Raw genomic sequence first — 22,312 nt, 5'->3', positions numbered from 1 at the left:
CCAGTCTGAAAGGCGAACCATGATCGGGCCGCTGGAAGACGCAGAGGTCGGTGACGATCATGTCGACCACATTCTTGCCGGTGAGCGGCAAGGTGCAGGCGGGGATGAACTTCGGGTCGCCATTCTTGGAGGTGTGCTCCATCACCACGATGATCTTCTTGACCCCGGCGACGAGATCCATCGCGCCGCCCATCCCCTTCACCATCTTGCCCGGGATCATCCAGTTGGCGATGTCGCCGTCCTGCGACACCTCCATCGCCCCGAGCACGGTCAGGTCGATATGCCCGCCGCGGATCATCGCGAAGCTCTGCTCGGAGCCGAAATAGGAGGATGAGGCGAGCTCGGAGATCGTCTGCTTGCCGGCGTTGATGAGGTCCGGATCGACCTCGTCCTCATAGGGAAACGGGCCGATGCCGAGCATGCCGTTCTCCGACTGCAGCGTCACCTCCATCCCCGCCGGGATGTTGTTCGCGACCAAAGTCGGGATGCCGATGCCGAGATTGACATAATAGCCGTCGCGCAACTCCTGCGCGGCGCGGGCGGCCATCTGGTTACGATCCCAAGCCATTATGCCGCCTCCCGCTGCCGCACGGTGCGGAATTCGATCTTCTTGTCGTAGGGCGCGCCGTCGATCATCCGCTTCACGTAGATCGAGGGGAGGTGGATGCCGTCGGGGTTCAGGCTGCCGACGGGGACGATCTCCTCCACTTCGGCGACGCAGACGCGGCCGGCGGTGGCCATCGGCTGGTTGAAGTTGCGCGCCGTTCTGCGAAAGACGAGGTTGCCGGCCTCGTCGGCCCGCCAGCCCTTGATGACCGAGAGATCGGCGCGGATTCCGCGCTCGAGAATGTAGGTGTCGCCGTCGAAATCCTTATGCTCCTTGCCCTCGGCGACCTGGGTGCCGACGCCGGTCTTGGTGTAGAAGCCGGGGATGCCGGCGCCGCCCGCCCGGCAGCGCTCGGCGAGCGTCCCCTGCGGGCAGAATTCGACCTCGAGCTCGCCGGCGAGATATTGCCGCTCGAACTCCTTGTTCTCGCCCACATAGGAGGAGATCATCTTGCGGATCTGGCGGGTCCTCAGCAGCTTGCCGAGGCCCTCATTGTCGATGCCGGCATTGTTCGAGACGAATGTGAGGTCCTTGACCCCCGACTCTCGGATCGCGTCGATCAGCCGCTCCGGTATGCCGCACAGGCCAAAGCCGCCGGCGCAGATGGTCATGCCGTCGAACAGCAGCCCGTCCAGCGCAGCTGCGGCATCGGGATAGATTTTCTTCACGCGAAGCTCCCGTATCGTCCCGCCGCCGATAAGCGGGCGGGAAGGCCGGGGTCAACTTGAATTGCGGTTCAAGTCCGTAGTGCCTCCCCATCCGCAGCATGGGGAGGCAGGAAATTATGAGCGCAGCTTGGCGAACACTCCCTGGAGTTGCATTGCGTTGGACATGTCGCCTTCAACGCGGAGCTTGCCCTGCATGAAGGCGGTCATGCCGTCCAATTGGCCGGAGGCGAGCGCTTCCCAGTCGGTCCAGGCGATCTTGATAGTCGTGTCGGCGGGGCCGTCTTCCTCGCTGGCGTGGCCGGCGGCGCCGTCGAGCATCACCACGCCCTCGTCGCCGAAATCGATCTTCACGCGCTTGCCGGGAAGCCAGGCCTGCTTTTCATTGAGGGCCGCGGTCATTTCGCTCTTCGTCACGTCAAATCCTCCCGCTGGGGTTCGCTCCATCCCTAGTTGACGCGAACGTAAGGTCAAGCGCCTCCCGCTTCCCTTCCGCACCTGCCCCGGCTAGCGCTCGCGCCATGACAGCGAACCTCAGGAGCGGCGGCCGCATCCTTGTCGACAATTTGCTCGCGCAGGGCTGCGACCGCATCTTCACCGTGCCGGGCGAGAGCTTCCTCGCCGTCCTCGACGCACTCCACGACACGCCGGCGATCGACCTCGTCGTCTGCCGGCAGGAAGGCGGCGTCGCCTACATGGCCGAGGCGGACGGCAAGCTCACCGGCCGCCCGGGCATCGCCTTCGTCACCCGCGGGCCCGGGGCTACCAACGCCTCGATCGGCGTCCACGCCGCGTTTCAGGATTCGACGCCGATGATCCTGTTCGTCGGCGACGTCGCGCGCGGCGACCGCGACCGCGAAGGCTTCCAGGAGGTCGACTTCGCCGCCATGTTCCGCCCGCTCGCCAAATGGGCGGCGCGGATCGACGACGCCGCGCGCATCCCCGAATATGTCGCCCGCGCCTATGCGACGGCGATGGCGGGGCGGCCGGGGCCGGTGGTGCTGGCGCTGCCCGAGGACATGCTCCGCGACGAGGTCGAAGCGCTCGACCGCCCCCGCGTCGCGCCGCCGGTGCAGACGCCGGACCCGATCGCCGTCGCCACGCTGGTCGATCTCCTCAAGAACGCTTGCGCCCCCGTCGCCCTCGTCGGCGGCGCGGGCTGGGACGCGGCCGCCTCGCACCATTTCGCAGAGTTCGCCGAACGGGTCGGCCTCCCCGTCGCCTGCGCCTTCCGCCGCCAGGACGCCATCCCCAGCGCCAGCCCGATCTATGCCGGCAATCTCGGCTACGGCCCCAATCCAAAGCTCGTCCAGCGCATCCGGGACGCGGACCTCCTCCTCGTCGTCGGCCCGCGCCTCGGCGAGGCGACCACCGACGGCTACACCCTCGTCACGCCGGACCATCCCGATCAGACACTCGTCCACGTCCACCCCGATCCGAACGAACTGAACCGCGTCTACAAGACCTGCCTGCCGATCTGCGCCGACATGCGCGAGTTCGCCGAATTGCTCTCGATCTGGGAGGACGAGGTGCTCTCCTTCTCGTCCGGCGCGGAAGCCCATGCAGAGTGGCTCGCATGGTCCCAGCCCCAGCCCAGCGGTGCCACGCTCGACCTCGGGCTCTGCGTCGCCGCTTTGCGCGAGAAGCTTCCGGCCGACACCATCGTCTGCAACGGCGCCGGCAATTTCTCCGGCTGGTTCCACCGCTATTGGCGCTACGGACCCTTTCCGACCCAGCTCGCGCCCACCAACGGCTCAATGGGCTACGGCGTCCCCGCTGGAGTCGCCGCAGCGCTGCGCCACCCGGGCCGCTCGGTGCTCGTCCCGGCAGGCGACGGCGATTTCCTGATGAACGGCCAGGAGCTCGCCACCGCAATCGGCGCGGGCGCCGACATGCTGGTCCTCGTCATCGACAATGGCAGCTACGGCACCATCCGCATGCACCAGGAACGGGACTATCCCGAGCGGGTTTCCGGCACCGACCTGGCGAACCCCGATTTCGCCGCCCTCGCCCGCGCCTACGGCGCGTGGGCCGAGACGGTCGAGACCACCGAAGCCTTCGCCCCCGCCCTCGACCGCGCCCTCGCGACAAGCGGCGTCCGCCTCCTCCACCTCAAGACCGACATCGAGCAGATCAGCAACGCCACCACCATCACCCGCCTCAGGGAGCGCGCGCGGGGATAAGAGGCTCGTCCCAACTGGAACGGGAACGCCTCCGCGGCGCCGGCATCCAATCCCGGTCACCAGCGGGAGGCGGATGTGGAGCTGTACGATTGCGCATTGGGTTTCGACGCAGCGGAAGCTGCCCTCGAGGAGTTCACGGCGCCGCCACGGCGACCAGGACAGACGGAGATCGAGCGGGCGGTACGGACGCTGATCGCCGCGGCCGGGGACGATCCGGATCGCGCCGGCGTGATCGACACACCCGCCCGGGTCGCGCGGGCTTACCGCGAGTGGTTCTCCGGCTACGCGATCGACCCCGCCCGCCTGCTGGAGCGCACATTCGGCGAGGCGGAAGGCTATGACGAGACGGTGCTGCTGCGCGACATCCCGCTCGTCTCAACCTGCGAGCACCATCTCGCCCCCATCGTCGGCAAGGCGCATGTCGCCTACCGCCCGGCCGACCGCGTCGTCGGCATCTCGAAGCTGTCGCGCCTCGTTGAGGCCTATGCCCGTCGCCTGCAGCTCCAGGAGCGGCTGACGCGGCAGATCGCCACCACCCTCTACGAGACGCTCGGCGCCCGCGGCGTCGCGGTGGTGATCGAAGCCAGCCACGGCTGTATGTCGACCCGCGGCGTCAACCAGCACGGCGTCTCGATGGTGACGAAATGCTGGCTCGGCGACTTCCGCGACGACCCGGCGTTGCGCCGCGAGCTGCTGGAATCGCTCGGCGGCTGCCGCTAGCCTGAAAGGAAAGCCATGGCCGCCACCGCCCTCCTCGACCTCGCCGGGCTCCCCGACGCCGAACTCGCCCGTCGCATCGCCGCCGGCGACCGCGCCGCCGTCCGCCTCGTCACCGAGCGCAACAACCAGCGCCTGTTCCGGGCCGCCTGGTCGATCCTCAAAAACCGCGACGAAGCCGAGGATGCGGTGCAGGCCGGCTATCTGCGCGCCTTCGCCGCCATCGCGACCTTCGAGGGCCGCTCCGCTTTGTCCACCTGGCTGACGCGGATCGTCATCAACGAGGCATTGGGCCGCGCCCGCGCCGAGAAGCGCCGCCGCGCCCGGCTCGACGCCGGCTCAATCGTCCACCTCGACGAATATCGGGAGAAGCTGATGCGCGGCTCGACCTCCGCCGCGGCGCCGGACGCCGCCCTCGCGCGCGAGCAGATCCGCGCCCTCTTAGAACAGGCCGTCGCCGCCCTCCCCGATGGCTTCCGCCACGTCTTCGTGCTGCGTGAGGTCGAGGGCCTCAGCGTCGAGGAGACAGCCGAAGCGCTCTCCCTTCTCCCCGCCACCGTCAAGACGCGGCACCTGCGCGCCCGCCGCCGGCTCCAGGACGCGCTCGCGCCGGATTTGAAGGCGGCGCTGACCGGCACCTTCCCATTCGCCGGCGCGGATTGCGCGGCGATGACGGAAGCCGTGCTGGCGGCATGGCAGCCCAGCCCCTGTTGAGGCGCGCCTGTTGAGGCGCCCCTGTTGAGGCGGCGCGAGGCGCACTACATGCACGTCACGAGGAGACGCGCATGACGACTGCCACCACATCCCGCTCGGGCTACGACATCATTCCGCTGAGCGAGGCGCGCCGCGACGATTACGCGCAGGCGCTGACGCCGGAGGAGCGGCAGGTCATCCTCGACCATGGCACCGAACGGGCGTTCTGCGGCACCTTGCTCAACACCAAAACCGACGGCGTCTACGCCTGCCGGCTGTGCGGCCTGCCGCTGTTCCGTTCGGAGGGAAAGTTCGAGAGCGGCACCGGCTGGCCGAGCTTCACCCGGCCGTTCGACCCCGACCATATCCGCGAGATTTCCGACCGCAGCTGGGGGATGGTGCGCACGGAGATACGCTGCGCGCGCTGCGACGGGCACTTGGGCCACGTCTTCCCGGACGGCCCGCCGCCGACCGGCCTGCGCTACTGCCTCAACTCGGCGTCGATGGAATTCTTCGCCGAGGGCGCGGACATTCCGCAGCGGACTGAGGGGTAGGGGCGAGCCCCCTCTCCTCCCGGATCGGGGAGTGATCGAGGGTGGGCTCTTGCGGCGCCTGCGCGTTGCACGAATTCAGAAAGGCCCACCCCCAGCCCCTCCCGGAAATCCGGGAGGGGAGGGATTCAGGCGGGAGGTCGGGCCTCACAGCCCGTTGATGATGCCTTTGACCTTGCCCTTGATGTCCTGGCCGGTGCCCTTCAATTTCTGGGCGTCGCCCTCGTCGCGGACGGCGGGGTCTGAGCTGTTCTGCTTCGCCTCGCCCACGGCCTTGTTGACGTTGCCCTTCAGCCGGTCGGTGATCTCGCCCATGATGGCATACCTCTTACTCGGCCCGGACCGCACCAGCGGGCCCGGTTAACCTCGGTCAAGAACCCGGGAGCGCGTGCGGCGGTTCCGTCAGCGATTCGGCCGCGCCACGGCGTACATCTCGGCGGCGATCCGATCGTAGAGGCCGCCGGGGTCGCCATTCGCCTGATAGACGTCGAAATGGCTGCGGCCCGGCAGGAACTCGAAGCTGGAGCGGGCGCCGAGCCCGTCGAGCACCGCCTTGAGCCGGTGCGCCGGGCCGTCCAGATGGAAGGTATCCGCCGTGCCGACGAGGATGTGGATCTTGCCGTCGAGGTCCGGCTTCAGCACCGGCCAGTCGCGCCTGATGCGGTAGGCGATGTCGTAATGATCGCGCCAATAGGCCGCCACGGCGGGATCGACCGCGCCCGTCGTCCGGTCGAACAGCGGCACCGGCCGTCCGTCCGGACCCTTGGGCGAGAACACCCAGTCGAACGACGCGAACTGGCCGCCGTACGCCCCGAGCACCGCCTCCAGCTTCCCGAACTCGCGAAGGCTGGCGATCTCACGCCCCTGGTCGCGCACCAGCGGGATCGGCTTTCCGGCGGCATCGACATAAGCGTTTGCGCCAGGCGCGTAGATGTCGATGCCGGTGAAATCGTGGAAGTCACTGGGATCGGGCGACGTGGACCAGGTGCCGCCGAACAATTTCGGGTAGCGCGTCTGCAGCCACAAAGTCGCCCAGCCGCCCGAGGAATGGCCGTTGAGAAAGCGACCGCTGCTGCGCGCGTCCATCCGGTAGCTCTTTTCGAGCGACGGGATGAGCTCGCTGGTCAGCGCCTCGCCCCAGGGGCCGTTGTTGACCGAGTCGGCGAATTCGTGGGTGCCGGTGGGGGAGCTCTCGTCCAGCACCACCCAGAGCATCGGCGGCATCTTGCCCGCCGCCATGCGCCGGATCATCCGGCCCGCCGCGAAGCGCGCGCTGGCGGCGGTGCTGCCGAAGCCGCCGGTCAGGTAGGCGGTGGGATAGGTGGCGCGGCCGCGCGGATCGTAGCCCGGCGGAAGGGCGACCCAGCCGCGCATGTGGACCGGCCGGCCCCAGAAGGCGCTGAGCTTCGGGCTGACGAAATCGACCGGCTGGGCGGCCTGCCAGGCGGCGAGCGCTGGCGCCCGCTCCGCCTCCGGGAGCCTTGCGAAACTGGCGGCAGGGTCGCTCTCGGGAACCACGTCCCGCAGCACCAGCGTCGGCAGCGGGCCCGGAAGCCGCGCCTCGACGACCGGCGAGACGATGTCGCCGGCGCCGCGGCCGCCATAATTATAGTCGTGGTTGCGGTCGAGCACCGCCTGAAAGCGATAGAGGCCCGGCGCGAGCTTCGAAAAGGCCGCCGGATAGGTATCCGTATCGGCGTCGACGGTCGCCACATCCCCCGGCGAAAGGGACGCCACTTCGCGCGCGGCCACCGCGGTGTCCGTGGGGGAGAAGGGGGAGCTGTCGACTGCCTCGACCGGCTTCGCATCCGGCTGCGTCTTCTGCGCGAACACGATCACCCGCCCCGACACCGGTCCGGCGATGGTGGGTGCGACGGTGACGGGAATGGTGACCGGCTCCGCGAGCGCGGGCGCGTAGGCGAGCGTTGCCGCCGCCGCCAACATGAAGGCAACCCGCATCCCGTCCCTCCCGATCGTTTCGGGGGCGACCATCGCCGCTCCGTCCCCGCGGAGCAAGGCCCGCTAGAGCCCGAACGGATAGGTCTCGTCGTCACCCGGCCGCTGCTCGCCCGGGAGCGGCGTCACCGCCTCCGTCTCATCGAACCAGACGTAGGCGTCGAACTGCCTCGGCAGCGTCGCCTCGGAATAATGGCTCCAGCGCTCGGTCGCGGGGCGGTAGATGACGCCGATGAAGCGCTCCAGCCGGGGCGTCCTCAGCGCCTCTCCCAATTCCGGGCTAAGCACCCCCTCGCGCAGGTCGAGGAGGAAGCGCGGCACGCCGCTGTCGTGGCACATGCGCTCATGGCTGTCGGGGAGTGATGGCCGCACCTTCATCACCTCCATCGGCTTGTCCCAATCGTCGGCGGCGGCCACCGTGCCCGTGTGGGTGCCGAAGCCGATCAGCCGCGCCTCGTCGCCGAACCTGTCCTTGGCGAGCTGGCCGATGTTCAACTCTTTGCGCACTTCGCCCATTTCGGTGAAGCGGGCGTTGCCGATATGGCTGTTATGCGCCCAGACGACGGCCTTCGCGTCAGGGCCCTTCGCGTCGAGGATCTGGCACAAGGTCTCGAACATGTGGGTGTCGCGCAGATTCCAGCTCTCTGCGGAGCCGTGGTACATCACCCGGTAGTAGCGCTCGGCGTCGGCGATGAGACGGGCGTTGCCGGCCGCGTCGAGCCACTCGTCGCATTCCTCGCTCATGCAGTCCATGCGGCGCTCCATCAGCTCCTTCAGCATCTGGACGGCGCCCGCCTCGCAGCGGCCATAGCCCTCGCTGAGCGCGATGCGGCCATAGGCGGCGGGATCGTCGCTCCACGGCTCAAGGCAGCCGTAGTGCCGCCGCGCCACCCGCGCCGCCTCGGGATCCGCCTGCTCCAGGAAATCCACGACGGCGCGGATCGAGCCGCCGAGATTGTAGAGGTCGAGCCCGTAAAAGCCGGCCATCGCCTCATAGGGCTGCGCCTTGTTGTGCCGGCGCATCCAGCGGATGAAGGCGTCGACCTCCTCGTTGCGCCACATCCAGGTCGGGAAACGCTCGAACGCCGCATCCTCGCCCTCCCGCTTGCCGCGGTGGCGCACGTAGCGGTCCACCGACGCCGCATCGGGCCAGTCGGCCTCCACGGCGACGATATTGAAGCCATGCGCGTCGATCAGCCGCCGCGTAATCGCCGCGCGGGCGCGGTAGAATTCGGACGTGCCGTGGCTCGCCTCGCCGAGCAGCACCACCCGCGCGTCTGCGAAGCGGTCGAAGAGGGCGCCGAAGCCGGAGTCGGCAAGGTCCGGCAGCGGCTCGGCTGCGGCGGCGATCAGGTCTGGCAGCGGCCTTGGCGCCTCGGCCTTGTCGCTCCACCCCTCCTTCCCGATCAGCGGCACGAAGCGGACCGGGCCCAGATCTTCTTCTTTGGTTTCTGTTTCGGACATGCGGGTCACCTTGATGAGCTTCTGGACGGTGTCGGGTTCGCCGACCGGCATGACGAGGATGCCGCCGACGGCGAGCTGGGCGAGGAGCGGCTTCGGCACGTGGCGGCCGCTGGCGGCGACGAGGATCGCCTCAAACGGCGCCTCCCCCGCCACCCCGGCGCTGCCGTCCCCCTCGACGATTCGGACGTTGGTGCAGCCGAGCGCCGCCAGCCGCTCCCGCGCCAAAGCGGCGAGCTGCGGATGCCGCTCGACCGAGACAACCTCCTCGGCGATGTGGCCCAATATAGCCGCCGCGTAGCCCGAGCCGCCGCCGATCTCGAGCACCCGCTCGCCCGGCCCGACCTCCGCCGCCGCGATCATCAGCGCGACAATGTAGGGCTGCGACACGGTCTGCCCCGCCTCGATCGGCAGCGGCGCGTCCTCATAGGCGAAGTCGCGCGCCGCCTCCGGCACGAACAGCTCGCGCGGGACGGCGCGGAAGGCGGCGAGCAGGCGCCGGTCGCTTATGCCCCGCGCCTTCAGCTGGCGCGCGACCATCTCCTCGCGCAGGGCGGCGAAACCGGCCATGCGACCTTAACCTGCCGGCGGGGCCGCCGTTCCGCTTGCGGGGCGGGCGCGATGCGGCCATCCCGCCACCATGCTTCCGGTTCAGCCCTGCGCGGTCGTCGCCCGCTATCCCCACGACCCGAAGGCTTTCACGCAGGGGCTGTTCTGGCGCAGCGGGTTGCTGTTCGAAAGCACCGGTCTCGTCGGCCGCTCCACCGTCCGCCACGTCCGCCTCGAGGACGGCAAGGTGCTGCGCAGCGCCAAATTCCCCCGCGACATGTTCGGCGAAGGCATCGCCCCGTGGAACGACGAGGTCGTCGGGGTCACCTATCAGGGTGGGCAGGGCTTGAGGTGGGATGCGGAAACGCTTGCGGAAACGGGCCGCTTCACCTTCGAGGGCGAAGGCTGGGGCCTCGCCTCGAACGAGCACAGCCTGATCCTCAGCGACGGGACGCCCGTGCTGCGCTTCCTCGATCCCGCGACGATGGCGGTGCGGCGGCGGCTTCCCGTCACCGCGGGCGGGCGCCCCCTCCCATGGCTCAACGCGCTGGCCTGGCGCCGGGGGGGGATTCTCGCCAACGTCCTCACCCTCCCCGCCGTGGCGCGGATCGATCCCGCCACAGGGATCGTACGCGGCTGGATCGATCTTGCGCCGCTGGTCGCCGAATGCGGCGGGGGCGATCCGGAGAAGGTCGCGAACGGCCTTGCCTGGGACGAGGAGGGCGCGCGCCTGTTCGTCACCGGCAAGAACTGGCCGTGGCTTTACGAGATCGCCATCGACTGACGCAGCCGCGCCGCCTGTGCCGCGAGCAGAGCGGCGCGGTGCGGATCCAGCTCCGGCGCCGACAGGAGCGGCGCGGCGATGCGGAGCGCCGCCTCCCGGTTGCCGCGCGCGACGGCGAGGGCGGCGTCGGCGAGGAAGCGGTAGCCGAGGCCGGACGGATGGTGCAGCGCCCCCAAGTTCGCGCCGACGCCGCCCAGCAGCGCACCCATGCGCGGCCCCCGGGACAGGCTGAAGTCCGGATGGGCGAGCAGCCGCCGCGCCTCGTCGAGCGCCGTCGCGCGCCGCGACAGGGCCTGCGCCGCAAACCATGTGTCGAGCGCGGCAGGATGCGCCCGCCACGCCGCGTGAAAAGCGGCGAGCGCCTCGGCCCGTTCGGGAAGATCGCTATGGGCGAGCGCCCGCAGCGCGCCCTCCCGCTCGGTCATGGTCGGCCCGCTTTCCAGCTGCGCCAGAGCCAGCGCGCCGGCACCCGCCGCTCCTCCCGAGACGAGATAATCGAGTGCCAGGTTGCGCAGCGCCCTTGCGCCAGCATCCCGCGCTGGGGCCGCCTGGACCGTCCGCCACGTCACTTCCAGCCCCTCGCCGAGCGTGCGGCGAAGGCGGGCGAGCCCCGACTGCACGGCGCCCGGGTCGAACGGCCGCATCCGCGCGGCGACCTCGCTCCAGTGCGGCAGGTCGACCAGCCGCGCGATGAGCGCCCGGTCCTCGTCGGCGACCGCGCTCCCAACCGCGTCGACGACCAGCGACCGGTCCGCCTGCCCCAGCACCGCCATCGCCATCAGCGTCTGCATGGCGTGCCACCGCTCGAGGGCATCGCCCTCTCCACCGGCAACGCGGGCGAGGGCGTCGCAATCCTCCGGCAGCGCGGGGAGCAGCGGCGGCATCTCCACCGCGTCCAGCCAACGGTCTATTCCCGCCAGGTCCCCGTGCTCCGCCATCGCGCCCAGGAAATCGTCCCAAGTGACCGCGCTTCCGTCGAAACGGTCGAAGAAGCCGCTCGCCGCTCGGCGGAAACCCTCCGCGCCGAGCCTAGCCTCGACCATGCGCACGACCTCCGCCGCCTTGGTGTAGGTAGCGCGGCTGAAGAGCGCGCCGATCTCCGTGTAGAGCGACGGCCGCACGGGCGCCCCGCCCTGCGCATTCCCGGCGCCGAGCACGCGCACGTCGTCGATCCGCCGCGCCGCCGCCGAACCGCGCGACGCCTGGAACGCCTGGTCGCGAAAGACGGTGAAGCCCTCCTTCCAGCCGAGATCGAACCACTCGCGGATGGTGACCCGGTTGCCCGACCAATTGTGGAGATATTCGTGGCCTACCAGCATGGCGACGATCTCGCGCGCGCCGTCCGTCGCCACGTCGGGATCGACGAGGATCGCCTGGTCGAAGAAGAGCAGCCCCTTATTCTCCATCGCGCCCGAACGGAATCCCGGGACGATTGCGAGGTTCAGGACATCGAGATCATATTGGCGGCCATAGGCCAGCTCGTCCCACGCCATCGCCTCGATGAGAACGGCAAGCGCGTCGCTAGTGCCTTCATGGTCGGCCTTCGTCGCCCAGCAGGCGACCTCGACGGGCCTTCCCGAGCGGGTGGTGAAGGCGCCGCGCCGTGCGGTGAGGCGGCCCGCGAGGAGCGCGAACAGATAGCAGGGCTTGGGCCAGGGATCCTCCCACGCCGTCCAATGCCGCCCGTCGTCAAGCTCGCCCGCACCGGCTGGGTTGCCGTTGGAGAGGAGCACCGGAAAACGGATACGGTCGGCGGTCAGCTTCACGCTGTAGCGGCTGAGGATGTCCGGCCGATCGGCGAAGAAGGTGATGCGGCGAAAGCCCTGCGGCTCGCAATGCGTGGCGAGCAGCTCCGCGCAGGCGAAGAGGCCGCTCTGCACCCCGTCGGCCGCCGGGGCGCACTCGACCAAAGTCTCGACGACGGCCTCATCCGCGGCGAGACGGATGGTGAGGCCGGTCCGCTCCAGCTTGTGCGCAGCAGCCTTGCCGTCGACGCTGACCGAGAGCAGCTTCAGCCCCTCGCCGTCGAGCCGCAGCGGCGCCGAATGCGCGCCGTTGCGCCGCACGCGGAGCCGGGCACGGATGCGGGTGCGCAGCGGATCGAGGTCGATATCGAGCGCGATCTCCGGGACCAGCCACGCCGGCGGCGACCAATCGGCGCGACGCACGGGCGCAGGCGCGGCAGGCCGGACCGCCACCGCTCAGGCAGGCCCGGAGGCGCCGTTGAGCGCCGCCTTCGCCGCATCCCAGTGACGGCCGTCGAAGGGGGTGACGGTGGCGCTGAGCGCGGACACGTCGTCCAGCGCCTTGAAATTGACGCTCCACGCCTCCGGGTGCGAGCGCGGCTGGTAGAAGCTCTTGATCCCGCAGACCGAGCAGAAGAGGTGCTCGGCGGCGCCGGTGCCGAACCGGTAACTGGTCAGGGCCTCCCGCCCCGACAGCAGCCTGAAATCCGCATGCGGCACGATCAGGTGCAGGAAGCCGGTGGCGGCGCAGATCGAGCAATTGCAGTCGAGCAGCGCCACCCCGGGCGCCACATCGGCCTCGAAGCGTACCGCCTTGCAATGGCAGCCGCCGGTCACGGTCACGAAATCGCTCATCGCCCCTTGGTGGCAGAGCGCGCGCCGCCGGCAAAGCCCCCGCGTGACGCGCCGCCCCGTACCGTGCATAACGGCAGCGGAATGTATTCGGGAGGCAGGTATGCGGACGAAATTGCTGGTGGGAATGGGTGTGGCGGCAATCGCCTGCGCGGCCGTCGCGGCGCCGAAGATCAACTTTGCGTCCGTCCTCGCCGCCCCCGACCGGCCGGACGCCGACAAGGTCCGCGACGCCGACCGTAAGCCGGCCGAAGTGATGGCGTTCGCCGGCGTCAAGGCGGGCGACAAGATTGCGGAACTTGCCCCGGGCGGCGGCTATTTCACCCGCCTCCTGAGCGGCGCCGTCGGCCCCAAGGGAGTCGTCTACGCGATCGCCCGCCAGGCCTCGCCCGCCCTCCAGGCGATCGCCGACGCGCACCCGAACGTGAAGATCGCCGTCTCCCCGCCCGGCACGATCGGCGCGCCGGAGCCGGTCGACATCGTCTGGACGACGCTCAACTATCACGACTTCAAGAACGTGAAGGTCGGCGACAGCGACGGCGCGGCTTTCTACAATCAGGCGGCTTTCAAGGCGCTGAAGCCGGGCGGCACCTATTTCATCGTCGACCATGAAGCGGGCAAGGGCGTCGGCGCCACCGTCACCTCGACCCTGCACCGCATCGAAGGCGCGACCGTGCGCCGCGAGGTGGAGAGCGCCGGCTTCAAGTTCGACGGCGAGAGCCCGCTGCTGCGCCACGCTGCCGACGACCACAGCCAGCGCGTCATCGAAACCGGCATCCGCGGCAAGACCGACCAGTTCGTCTACCGCTTCAGGAAGCCCAAATAGCGCCGCTCCGCGCCTGCTGACCGGCCGGGACGGGCGCCCCTCCCAGCGCTTCCGACGGGGCTCGACTCGGGCGCCGGGACCGCCTCTGCGCGTCCGTGCGCCGCGACGGCCGGCCCGCACGCCGGCGGCCGCCCCGGGTCGCGTGGCAGCTAAGACATTGCACCGGGTCGATCTTCTCCAGTTGCGTCATCTAAACTCGACGGGGCTTGGCGATACTTTAAAAATAACCTATGTTCGGCTCACGATCATCAGTCGCTCTGAAGGGGAGATCGACTATGTCATTCACCCGCTATCTTCTCGCTACAGCTTGCGTCACCGCGGCGGCTGCCTTTGGATTGTCAAACGCCGGTCAGGCGCAAAGCGTGCCGACCGATCCAGCACCTGGTAATTGCCAGATCTCCTCCGGAAATTTTGCCGCGATGTTCGAGGGCGGCGTTGTTAAGCTCAACGGCGTGGTCAAACCCGCCAACTCTACTACGGCTTTCCCGCTGAATTTCTGCCCGTTCTTCGACTGGTCCGAACAAATGTTCCTGTGGATGACTTCGCCGGCGCCGCGGCGTTACGGCGGCGGATCACGCGTGATGTTCTCGCCTCAATTCTTCACGGTGACCCCCGCCGGCGCCGACGGCCGCCGCACGTTCCTCAGGAACGAGGCCGGGCAACCGCTGCGCATGTTCCTGCGCGCGACCGAGCTCGGCCCGCACATGCGGCCGGCGCTGTTCTCCCGGACCGGCCAGGTGATCGAGGTCCAGAAGTCCGATCCGTCGCGCCCGGTCCCCCCGGTCGTGCGCCTCCAGTCGGGGCAGACGGCGCGGATCGCCGATGTCCGTACCGGGCCTGCCGGCAGCCTCCAGTTCCTCGACCTCGCAGGCAAGATCCTCCCGGTGCGGCGGCTCCAGCTGCCGGAGATGCAACGGACCTTCCTCCAGCTCGAGGGCAAGCGTGTTCCCGTCCTCCCCGTCGCTGCCGTCAAGGACGCGATCCAGGCCCGCAAGTTCGTGTTCCACGGAGTTCCGATCTTCCTCGACAACGCCGGTAACGTCATCGACGTGGAGCCGGGGCAGGCCGATTTCGGCGTGCTCCTCTCGCAGAATGGATCGCTGATCTACTACATCACGGTCGTCAACGACGTCTACGCCTACCACCGGACGATGCAGCCGTTGGACATCCCCAACCCCGGGAGCCTCAATTTCCCGCTGACCTCCACCGACGCCGCCGCCGTCGTCTCGTTCGCGAGCGCGCACGGCTTCACCATTCAGGACCCGGATGCGCTCGCCGTGGAAAGCAAGAGCAGCTGGATTCAGGCGAGCGCAGTCTCCAATCCGGCCGACTACATCCAGGTCCAGGCGGTGGTCCCGACTTTCAACAAGTCCGTCGCGAGCGAATGGGTTCCGGACGGGGGCCACCAGACCGTGACGCTGGTGATGGTCGGCTTCCATGTCGTCGGCAGCGCCAACGGCCACGGTGAGATGATCTGGGGCACGTTTGAGCATCTCGGCAACGCCCCGAACGCCTCCTACACTTACACAGCGACCGGCAACGTCACCAAGACGGTTCCGCAAAACACCGTCGGCGCCTGGATGTTCACCCCCAGCGGCGCAGGCCAGCCGTTCAACGTCTCCCACGCCCACTGGGACGAACCGACCGGCAAGATCAAGGGCGTCCCGAACGGCTCGCCGGTGGCACCGACGCCGGTCCTGCGCACCAACCCGTGGGGCATGCCGGGAAACAGCCCCGGGACGAACACGCAGGTGATCGGCGCGAATGCCAGCGTTATCGCGCAGCTGATCGGCGGCGACGTCCGCGCCAAGTACTTTCAGCTCGGAACGACGTGGACGGCCGGCGGCCAAGCACCGGGCAACAACAACCAGGTCGGCACTAACCATCTCGCCAACGCGACAATCGAGACCTTCGTCCAAGCGAACCCGTTTTCGAATCCGCCAACACCAAGCTCGAACTGTTTCTCCTGCCACGGCACCAACAGCGTGCTGGTCAGCCACATCTACACGGACCTGAAGCCGCTCTTCTGAGGGAGCGCCGGCGGCCTCAGCCGCGGTTGCGCACGTAACTCCCCGGCGCCGGCTCGATCACCGTGAGCTTGCCGTCGCCGGGAGTGCGCGCCGGCACCTTCGGCGCCTTGCCGCCGTCGGACAGCAGAGTCTGCCACCAGGGCCACCAGCTGCCCTCGCGCTTGTCGGCGCCTTCCAGCCATTGCTCGGCCGTGTCGGGGAGGGCGTCGTTCACCCAAAACCCGTGCTTGTTGGCACTCGGCGGGTTGATGACGCCGGCATTGTGGCCGCTGCCGCCGAGGAGGAAGCGCACCGGGCCGCCGAACAGCCTGGCGCTTCCGTAGGTGGCGTTCCAGGCGGAGACGTGGTCGTCCTTGAGGCTGATCGCGGTGAGCGGCGTCTTCACGGCCCCGAGGTCGATCGGCACGCCGTCCACCACCAGTGCCCCCGGCCGCGTCAGCGCATTGTCGCGCAGCACGTCGTGGGCCCAGCCCAGGAGGAAGGCGCGCGGAATGTGGGCGCCGTCGGCGAACCAGTAGAGGATGTCCGAGGGCGGCGCCTCCTGGTCGAGGAGGTAGTGGTTCACGACCGACGACCAGATGAGGTCGTTCGCCCGCACCGCCGAGAACAAAGCCTGCAGGTCCTGCGCGGCCATGAAGCCCTTGTGGAGGAGGTGGCGCTCCATCGCGCGCAGCTGCTCGGGCTCGGTGAAGGTCGCCCAGGTGCCGAGCTGCGAGAAATCGAACAATGTGCCGATGGTCGTCGCGGAGGCGACGCGGTCCCCCTGCCCCTTCGCCGCGAGGTAGGCGAGCGCGATGCCGACCAGGGTTCCCCCCATGCAGAAGCCGAACATGTCGACCTCCCGCTCGCCGGTCGCCTGCTCGATCGCATCGAGGGCGGCGACGGGGCCGAGCTTGATGTAATCGGCGAGGCCCATGTCCGCCAGCTCGGCGCCGGGATTGATCCACGAGACGACGAAGACGGTGTGGCCCTGCTCCACCAGCCAGCGGATCAGGCTCGACTTGGGCTGCAGGTCGAGGAGGTAATATTTGTTCACCAGCGGCGGCACGTAGAGGATCGGCCGCTTCCACACCTGCTCCGTCGCCGGCGCGTATTGGATGAGCTGCATCACGGCGTTCTGGTAGACGATTGAGCCGGGGGTCGCTGCGATGTTGACGCCGAGCTCGAAATCGTCGGCCGAGCGCCGCCGCACCATGCCGCCGTCCTCGGCCGCGTCGGCGAGGAGGTTGGCGAGGCCGGTCAAAAGGCTTAGCGAGCCGGTGTCGATCGCCTTGCGGATCGCCTCCGGGTTGGTGAAGGCGAAGTTCGCCGGCGACAGCGCGTTGAGATATTGCTGGGTGAAGAACTCGACCTTGGTGCGCGTCGCCTCGTCTAGGTCCGAACCTTCGACGAGCTCCATCGCGCGGCGGGCGGTGAGCAGATAGGCCTGCTTGAGATAGTCGAACACCGGCTCCTGCGACCATGCGGGGTCCTTGAAGCGCCGGTCGCCGCGCTCCGGCTCGGCGGCCGGGGCCGGCTTCGCCCCCGCCAGCCGCGCCGCCGCCTGGCCCCACAATGTCATCCAGTCCGCCGCCGCCTTCTGCTGGGCGCGCATCATCTCGTGCGGGTGGGTGAAGAGGTGTCCCGCGAAGACGCCGAAGGCGCGCGCCGGCGCGGCGGGATCATAGGCCTGCGGCACATGCGGATCGGCCGCCCGCTCCACAGCGCTGCCGCCGAGGCGGATCGCGTTGGCGACGATCTGGCCCCAGGCGTCGGCCAGTTCGGACGGGCTCGGAATGCTCTCGGGGAGCTTGAAGACGGGATTGGCAGGGCTGTCGGTCATTCTCGCCCCTTAGCACTTCGCAAGAGCGCGTCACCCCGGCAAAGGCCCGGCCGACGCGAGGCGCTTACAGCGCCATCAGCTCCTCGAGCGCGCCGCAGTCGCGGGGGGTGACGTAGAGGAAGAGCATCGCCCGGTCGGCGTTGCGAGCGGCCCAGCCCGCCTGCGGGTCGGCCGGCGTGCGGAAATCCGCATTTTGCGGCGCAGCAATCAGGTCGATCTCGGCGCCGGTCGCGGCCGCCTCAGCCGTGAACATGATCTCTTCCTCTTGAAACGGGGTAAGCTTCCCTCGCATAAGCAAGGGCGCGGTGCCACGGGCAAGATGCCGGAACCGTTGTGCGGATTTTCGCATACCCCTCCGGGGGAGGTACCGATGGCCGATTTCGACTGGAACGACCTTCGCGCCTTCCTCGCCGTTGCGCGGACGGGCCGGCTGACCGCCGCCGCCGCCCGCCTCGGGCTCGACCATTCCACCTTGTCGCGCCGCATTGCCGGGCTGGAGCACGGCCTCAAGGCCAAGCTCTTCGACCGCAGCCCGACCGGCTATACCCTCACCGACGACGGTGCCCGCCTGCTCCCGATGGCCGAGGAGATGGAGCGGCTCGCCATCGGCGCGGGCGAAGCCGTCGGCGGCACCGCGGCCAGCGTCGAGGGGGTGGTGCGGATCGGCTCGCCGGAGGGCTTCGGCAGCTGGTTCCTCGCGCCGCGCATTGCCACCCTCACCGAAACCTTCCCGCAGCTGCGCGTCCAGCTCGTCGCGGCGTCCTCCCTGTTCAGCCTCTCGAAGCGGGATGCCGACATCCTCGTCTCCGTCTCGCGCCCGCAGGACGGGCGGCTCACCGTCAGCCGCCTGATCGACTACGATCTCGGCCTCTACGCCGCCCCCGCCTATCTCGCGCCGCGCGCGCAGATCGCCGCGGCGGCCGACCTCAAGGGCCATCGCTTCGTCACCTATATCGAGGATTTGCTCCACTTTCCCGAGCTCGACTTCATCCGCCAGGTCGCGCCGGAAGGCTGCACCGCGCTCGAAAGCTCGAACCTCGTCGCCCAGCTGCGCGCCACCCTCGCCGGCGCCGGCCTGTGCGTCCTCCCCGCCTTCCTCGCCGCCGGGGATCCGCGCCTCGTCCGCATCCTCCCGGATCACGTGACGCTGACCCGGAGCCTGTGGCTCATCGTCCACCAGGACCTCGCGGAACTGGCGCGGGTGAAGGCGGTCGTCCGGTTTATCCGGGAAGCGGTCGACGCGGAGAGGGCGCTGTTCAAGCTGGGCTGACGCTCCGTTACCCCGCGCCTTGACACCCTCCGCCGGCCCGGCCAGCCTCCGCGGCAAAACAAGGGGAGAGAGACATGCCTGACATCGACGCCGCGCCGGTGGCGCCCGCCAATCCCGCCGCCCTCGGCCTGGTCGGCTTCGGCCTCACCACCATCCTCCTCAGCCTGATCAACGCGGGGGTGCTTCCCGCGGGCGGCGAAGGCGTCGTCATTCCCATGGCGCTGGCTTATGGCGGGCTGATCCAGATCATCGCGGGGATGATGGAATTCCGGGTCGGCAATACGTTCGGCATGACCGCCTTCCTCTCCTACGGCGCCTTCTGGTGGTGGTTCGCCTTCCTGCTCATCTTCGCCAAGGCGGGCGTGATCGACATCAGCCAGGCCGGCCCGACGGTCGGCGTCGCTTTGCTCCTCTGGGGCCTCCTCACTTTGTACCTGTGGATCGGCACCTTCCGGCTGCCCAAGATCCTGTTCCTGATCTTCCTGGCGCTCTGGATCACCTTTGCGCTGCTCGGCCTTGCGCCGGTGCTCGGCGCGCCGGCCCTCGCCCGCGCCGGCGGTTGGCTGGGCCTGCTGACCGGCCTGATGGCGGTCTATGGCAGCTTCGGCATCGTCACCAACGCCACCTGGGGGCGCAACGTCGTTCCGCTCGGCGAGGTGCCCTTCGTCTCCGGCTGATGAACCGCGGGGCGCGGTATTCTTCCAGCCCGCCGGCGGCTGGGTCAGGCACTAGCGGCGCCGCGGCTCGCAGGCGATTCCGTCCCCGTCTCCGTCCATTTCGGGGCGATAGCCGGGCTGGCCCGCGTAGATGGGGGCCGCGCCCGCGGCGCGCGCCGCGTTGCACCCGGAATAATAGACGGAAGCCTCGATTCGCGATCGCTCGGGCGCTGCTCCGGCCCCGGCGTCCGATGCGACGCGCACGCCGGTAGGTCCGCCGGCCCGCGGCGGCGCAGTCGACTGCCAGGCCGCGACGAATGCGGCCGCGGCCCCGGCGGCCAGCAGCAAGGGAAAGCTCTTTTCCACCGGCGGCAGGATAGACCGGCCGTGTCACCGCGAAGTTAACCCGCCGCGGCGGCTTTCGTCACTCCACGGTCACGCTCTTGGCGAGGTTCCTCGGCTGGTCGACGTCCGTCCCCTTCGCCACCGCGACGTGATAGGCGAGGAGCTGGACCGGGATCGCATAGACGAGCGGCGCGATCAGCGGGTGGACCTTTGGCATTTCGAGGCTCGCGACGAGCCGGTCGTCGGTCGCCGCCGCCAGCCCCTCGGCGTCGGAGATGAGCAGAACCCGCCCGCCCCGCGCCTGGACTTCGTGCATGTTGGAGATGGTCTTCTCGAACAAAGGCCCCGACGGCGCCAGCACGATCACCGGCACATTGTCGTCGATGAGCGCGATCGGCCCGTGCTTCATCTCGCCGGCGGCATAGCCCTCGGCGTGGATGTAGCTGATCTCCTTCAGCTTCAGCGCGCCCTCGAGCGCCATCGGATAATCGATCCCGCGGCCGAGATAGAGGACGTCGCGGGCCCGGGCGATGAACGGCGCGATGCGCTGGATTTCCTCGTCATGGTCGAGCGCCGCGTTCATCGCCGCCGGCGCCTCGGAGAGGTGCTCGACGATCTCGCGCTCCTCCGCTTCGGTGAGCCGCCCCTTGTCGCGCGCGACCTTGGCGGCGAGCGCGGCGAGCACGGCGAGCTGGCAGGTGAAGGCCTTGGTCGACGCCACCCCGATCTCCGGCCCGGCATGGGTCGGCAGCAGCAAATCCGCCTCGCGCGCCATCGACGAAGTCGGCACGTTCACCACCACCGCGATCCGCTGCCCTTCCGAGCGGGCGTGCCTGAGCGCCGCCAGCGTGTCCGCCGTTTCGCCGGACTGCGAGATGAAGAGGGCGAGCCCGCCCGGCTCCAGCACCGGCTCGCGGTATCGGAATTCCGACGCGATATCGAGTTCGACGGGCACCCGCGCGAACTGCTCGAACCAGTATTTCGCGACCATGCCGGCATAATAAGAGGTGCCGCAGGCGACGATGGTGATGCGCGGTACGTCGGCGAACGACCAGTCGATGTCCGGCAGCGCGACCTTCTGCTCGAAGGGGCGGAGATAGGATTGCAGCGTCTGCGCGACGACGATCGGCTGCTCGAAAATCTCCTTCTGCATGAAGTGGCGGTGATTGCCCTTCTCGATCCGCGCCGCCGACGCGCCAGAGTGGACGATCGGCCGCTCCACCGGCTCGTTGGCGCGGTTGAAGAGCGAGGCACCGTCGCGGCTGACGATCGCCCAATCCCCTTCCTCGAGGTAAGCGATCTTCTGCGTCAGCCCGGCCAGCGCCAGCGCGTCGGAGCCGAGATAGGTCTCGCCCTCGCCATAGCCGACGGTCAGCGGCGCCCCCATCCGCGCACCGATCAGCAGATCGGGATAATCGCGGAACAGGATGGTGATGGCGAACGCCCCATGGAGCCGCGGCAGCACGGCCGCGACCGCGTCCTGCGGCGCCTTGCCCTGCTTCAATTGATGGTCGACGAGGTGGGCGACGACCTCGCTGTCGGTCTCGCTCTCGAACGTCCGGCCTTCGGCGATCATCTCTTCGCGCAAGGGCCGGAAATTCTCGATGATGCCGTTATGGACGAGCGCCACCCCGTCGACGATGTGTGGGTGCGCATTCCCCAGCGTCGGCGCGCCGTGGGTCGCCCAGCGCGTGTGGGCGATGCCGACGGTGCCGGAGAGCGGATGTCCGGCAAGCTCGCGCGCCAGATTGTCGAGCTTCCCTTCGGCCCGCCGCCGTTCGAGCTTGCCGTCGACGATCGTGCAGATCCCCGCCGAATCGTAACCGCGATATTCGAGGCGCCGCAGCCCCTGCAGCAGCCGCTCCGCCACCGGCTCGCGCCCGATAATCCCGACAATCCCGCACATATCCCGCTCACTTCACGCTTGAATTTGCGCCGGCTCTAGAGCGCTTCGCGCCGGCGTGCCAGTGGGGCGCGGGTGCCGCTCCATGCGGCTTGCGCCCGCCCGCCCCGCGCGCCACACTCCGCCACGTGGGGAGGGCTATCAATGTCGAACAACAAGCTGAAAGCCGCGGCGAGGTCGATTGCTGCGCTGGCGCTGGCTGGGAGCTTCGTCTGCGCACCGGCGCCGGCGTCGGCCACTGAGACGCCGTCATCGCCCGCCGACCGCCAGCGCCTCGTCTCGCTCGCCCACAAGCTCGAACAGACTCCGCTCGACCCGGCCCTCAAGGACGACCGCGCCTGGGCGATAGAGTGGCTCACCAATGTGCCCGACATTGCCGTGGAGATATGTTCGGAGCCGCTCGGGGGGCTCGTGCAGTCCAAATACCGCTACGCACCCGAGATCGTCGTCCAGGACATGTTTTCGATGGCCGCATTCCAGATCGAGCATCCGAAGAGCGCCACCGACCTTGCCGCGCAACAGCTGGCCGGCGTGCAGGGCGCGCTCAAGGTGTATCGCGCCATCCTCAAGGACAAGCCCAATGCGAGGTCGCCGGCCCTGGACACGTTGCTCCAGACCGAGGCGATGGGCGGCCTCCCGGATTTCGCCCGCAAGGCCTGGCTCGCCTGCGCCGCGCACAAGGCCAAGAAATGAAGGG

22 protein-coding genes are annotated in these 22,312 nt (G+C 69.0%); 10 read left to right on the top strand and 12 right to left on the bottom strand.

All coding sequences use genetic code 11. The annotated features are described in order from the left end of the window. The 3 genes from VGC56_RS12985 to VGC56_RS12975 form a co-directional block, all read right to left on the bottom strand. Nucleotides 1–568, bottom strand: a 568-nt coding sequence (locus tag VGC56_RS12985) for a 3-oxoacid CoA-transferase subunit B (protein ID WP_464125455.1), incomplete at its 3' end; no start/stop codon positions are given. Beyond that, complete coding sequence (locus VGC56_RS12980; RefSeq protein ID WP_464125454.1) at nucleotides 568–1,275, bottom strand: CoA transferase subunit A; 708 nt, start codon at nucleotides 1,273–1,275, stop codon at nucleotides 568–570. The genes VGC56_RS12980 and VGC56_RS12985, both read right to left, overlap by 1 nt. A gap of 114 nt (nucleotides 1,276–1,389) precedes the next feature. Then, nucleotides 1,390–1,689: an SCP2 sterol-binding domain-containing protein gene (locus tag VGC56_RS12975; RefSeq protein WP_464125452.1), complete on the bottom strand. Its 300-nt coding sequence runs from the start codon at nucleotides 1,687–1,689 to the stop codon at nucleotides 1,390–1,392. 104 nt (nucleotides 1,690–1,793) lie between these two features. Between VGC56_RS12975 and VGC56_RS12970 the strand changes: the two genes are divergently transcribed. The 4 genes from VGC56_RS12970 (at nucleotide 1,794) to msrB (ending at nucleotide 5,419) form a co-directional block, all read left to right on the top strand. Then, nucleotides 1,794–3,455: a thiamine pyrophosphate-binding protein gene (locus tag VGC56_RS12970; RefSeq protein ID WP_464125450.1), complete on the top strand. Its 1,662-nt coding sequence runs from the start codon at nucleotides 1,794–1,796 to the stop codon at nucleotides 3,453–3,455. Between the two features lie 81 nt (nucleotides 3,456–3,536). Continuing rightward, nucleotides 3,537–4,175, top strand: a complete 639-nt coding sequence (gene folE, locus VGC56_RS12965; RefSeq protein WP_464125457.1) for a GTP cyclohydrolase I FolE — start codon at nucleotides 3,537–3,539, stop codon at nucleotides 4,173–4,175. Nucleotides 4,176–4,190: 15 nt separating this feature from the next. After that, nucleotides 4,191–4,886 carry an RNA polymerase sigma factor gene (locus tag VGC56_RS12960; protein ID WP_464125447.1) on the top strand — a complete coding sequence of 232 codons (696 nt, stop codon included), beginning with the start codon at nucleotides 4,191–4,193 and terminating at the stop codon, nucleotides 4,884–4,886. A gap of 71 nt (nucleotides 4,887–4,957) precedes the next feature. Then, nucleotides 4,958–5,419, top strand: a complete 462-nt coding sequence (msrB, locus tag VGC56_RS12955) for a peptide-methionine (R)-S-oxide reductase MsrB (RefSeq protein WP_464125445.1) — start codon at nucleotides 4,958–4,960, stop codon at nucleotides 5,417–5,419. Between the two features lie 144 nt (nucleotides 5,420–5,563). Here the strand turns inward: msrB and VGC56_RS12950 are convergent, their stop codons facing one another. The 3 genes from VGC56_RS12950 to VGC56_RS12940 form a co-directional block, all read right to left on the bottom strand. After that, complete coding sequence (locus VGC56_RS12950) at nucleotides 5,564–5,731, bottom strand: CsbD family protein (RefSeq protein ID WP_464125443.1); 168 nt, start codon at nucleotides 5,729–5,731, stop codon at nucleotides 5,564–5,566. 87 nt (nucleotides 5,732–5,818) lie between these two features. Then, nucleotides 5,819–7,408 carry an alpha/beta hydrolase gene (locus tag VGC56_RS12945; RefSeq protein WP_464125440.1) on the bottom strand — a complete coding sequence of 530 codons (1,590 nt, stop codon included), beginning with the start codon at nucleotides 7,406–7,408 and terminating at the stop codon, nucleotides 5,819–5,821. A gap of 30 nt (nucleotides 7,409–7,438) precedes the next feature. Further along, a complete protein-coding gene (locus VGC56_RS12940) occupies nucleotides 7,439–9,403 on the bottom strand; it encodes a protein-L-isoaspartate(D-aspartate) O-methyltransferase (protein WP_464125438.1) in 1,965 nt (654 codons plus the stop codon). A 70-nt stretch (nucleotides 9,404–9,473) separates the two neighbouring features. On the opposite strand from VGC56_RS12940, the gene VGC56_RS12935 reads away from it, so the two are divergent. Further along, a complete protein-coding gene (locus tag VGC56_RS12935; RefSeq protein ID WP_464125435.1) occupies nucleotides 9,474–10,166 on the top strand; it encodes a glutaminyl-peptide cyclotransferase in 693 nt (230 codons plus the stop codon). On the opposite strand, the gene VGC56_RS12930 is transcribed toward VGC56_RS12935, so the two are convergent. Further along, entirely contained in the window at nucleotides 10,145–12,334 is a 2,190-nt protein-coding gene (locus VGC56_RS12930; protein WP_464125434.1) for an aminopeptidase N C-terminal domain-containing protein, read from the bottom strand. The genes VGC56_RS12935 and VGC56_RS12930 overlap by 22 nt on opposite strands. Before the next feature lie 33 nt (nucleotides 12,335–12,367). Then, on the bottom strand, nucleotides 12,368–12,766 hold the full coding sequence (locus tag VGC56_RS12925; protein ID WP_464125431.1) for a GFA family protein: 399 nt from the start codon (nucleotides 12,764–12,766) through the stop codon (nucleotides 12,368–12,370). Between the two features lie 100 nt (nucleotides 12,767–12,866). Between VGC56_RS12925 and VGC56_RS12920 the strand changes: the two genes are divergently transcribed. Both VGC56_RS12920 and VGC56_RS12915 read left to right on the top strand, forming a co-directional pair. Beyond that, entirely contained in the window at nucleotides 12,867–13,589 is a 723-nt protein-coding gene (locus VGC56_RS12920) for a class I SAM-dependent methyltransferase (protein ID WP_464125429.1), read from the top strand. Between the two features lie 419 nt (nucleotides 13,590–14,008). Next, on the top strand, nucleotides 14,009–15,619 hold the full coding sequence (locus VGC56_RS12915; protein WP_464125428.1) for a hypothetical protein: 1,611 nt from the start codon (nucleotides 14,009–14,011) through the stop codon (nucleotides 15,617–15,619). Nucleotides 15,620–15,635: 16 nt separating this feature from the next. Here the strand turns inward: VGC56_RS12915 and VGC56_RS12910 are convergent, their stop codons facing one another. Both VGC56_RS12910 and VGC56_RS12905 read right to left on the bottom strand, forming a co-directional pair. Further along, a complete protein-coding gene (locus VGC56_RS12910; RefSeq protein ID WP_464125426.1) occupies nucleotides 15,636–17,441 on the bottom strand; it encodes an alpha/beta fold hydrolase in 1,806 nt (601 codons plus the stop codon). A 64-nt stretch (nucleotides 17,442–17,505) separates the two neighbouring features. Beyond that, complete coding sequence (locus VGC56_RS12905) at nucleotides 17,506–17,694, bottom strand: hypothetical protein (RefSeq protein WP_464125424.1); 189 nt, start codon at nucleotides 17,692–17,694, stop codon at nucleotides 17,506–17,508. Nucleotides 17,695–17,811: 117 nt separating this feature from the next. Between VGC56_RS12905 and VGC56_RS12900 the strand changes: the two genes are divergently transcribed. After that, nucleotides 17,812–18,711: a LysR family transcriptional regulator gene (locus VGC56_RS12900; protein WP_464125422.1), complete on the top strand. Its 900-nt coding sequence runs from the start codon at nucleotides 17,812–17,814 to the stop codon at nucleotides 18,709–18,711. 74 nt (nucleotides 18,712–18,785) lie between these two features. Then, nucleotides 18,786–19,388, top strand: a complete 603-nt coding sequence (locus VGC56_RS12895) for an acetate uptake transporter (RefSeq protein ID WP_464125421.1) — start codon at nucleotides 18,786–18,788, stop codon at nucleotides 19,386–19,388. Between the two features lie 51 nt (nucleotides 19,389–19,439). Here VGC56_RS12895 and VGC56_RS12890 read toward each other — a convergent pair whose 3' ends face one another. Further along, nucleotides 19,440–19,733, bottom strand: a complete 294-nt coding sequence (locus VGC56_RS12890; protein WP_464125419.1) for an excalibur calcium-binding domain-containing protein — start codon at nucleotides 19,731–19,733, stop codon at nucleotides 19,440–19,442. 58 nt (nucleotides 19,734–19,791) lie between these two features. Next, complete coding sequence (glmS, locus tag VGC56_RS12885) at nucleotides 19,792–21,618, bottom strand: glutamine--fructose-6-phosphate transaminase (isomerizing) (protein WP_464125417.1); 1,827 nt, start codon at nucleotides 21,616–21,618, stop codon at nucleotides 19,792–19,794. Between the two features lie 141 nt (nucleotides 21,619–21,759). On the opposite strand from glmS, the gene VGC56_RS12880 reads away from it, so the two are divergent. Then, complete coding sequence (locus VGC56_RS12880; protein ID WP_464125415.1) at nucleotides 21,760–22,308, top strand: hypothetical protein; 549 nt, start codon at nucleotides 21,760–21,762, stop codon at nucleotides 22,306–22,308. Nucleotides 22,309–22,312: the final 4 nt, after the last annotated feature.

Origin of the sequence: Allosphingosinicella sp. (genome assembly GCF_036403745.1) — a bacterium.
Classification (GTDB): Bacteria; Pseudomonadota; Alphaproteobacteria; order Sphingomonadales; family Sphingomonadaceae; genus Allosphingosinicella.
Note: the sequence above shows the minus strand (reverse complement) of the source record. Positions and strands in the feature narration are given on the sequence as shown.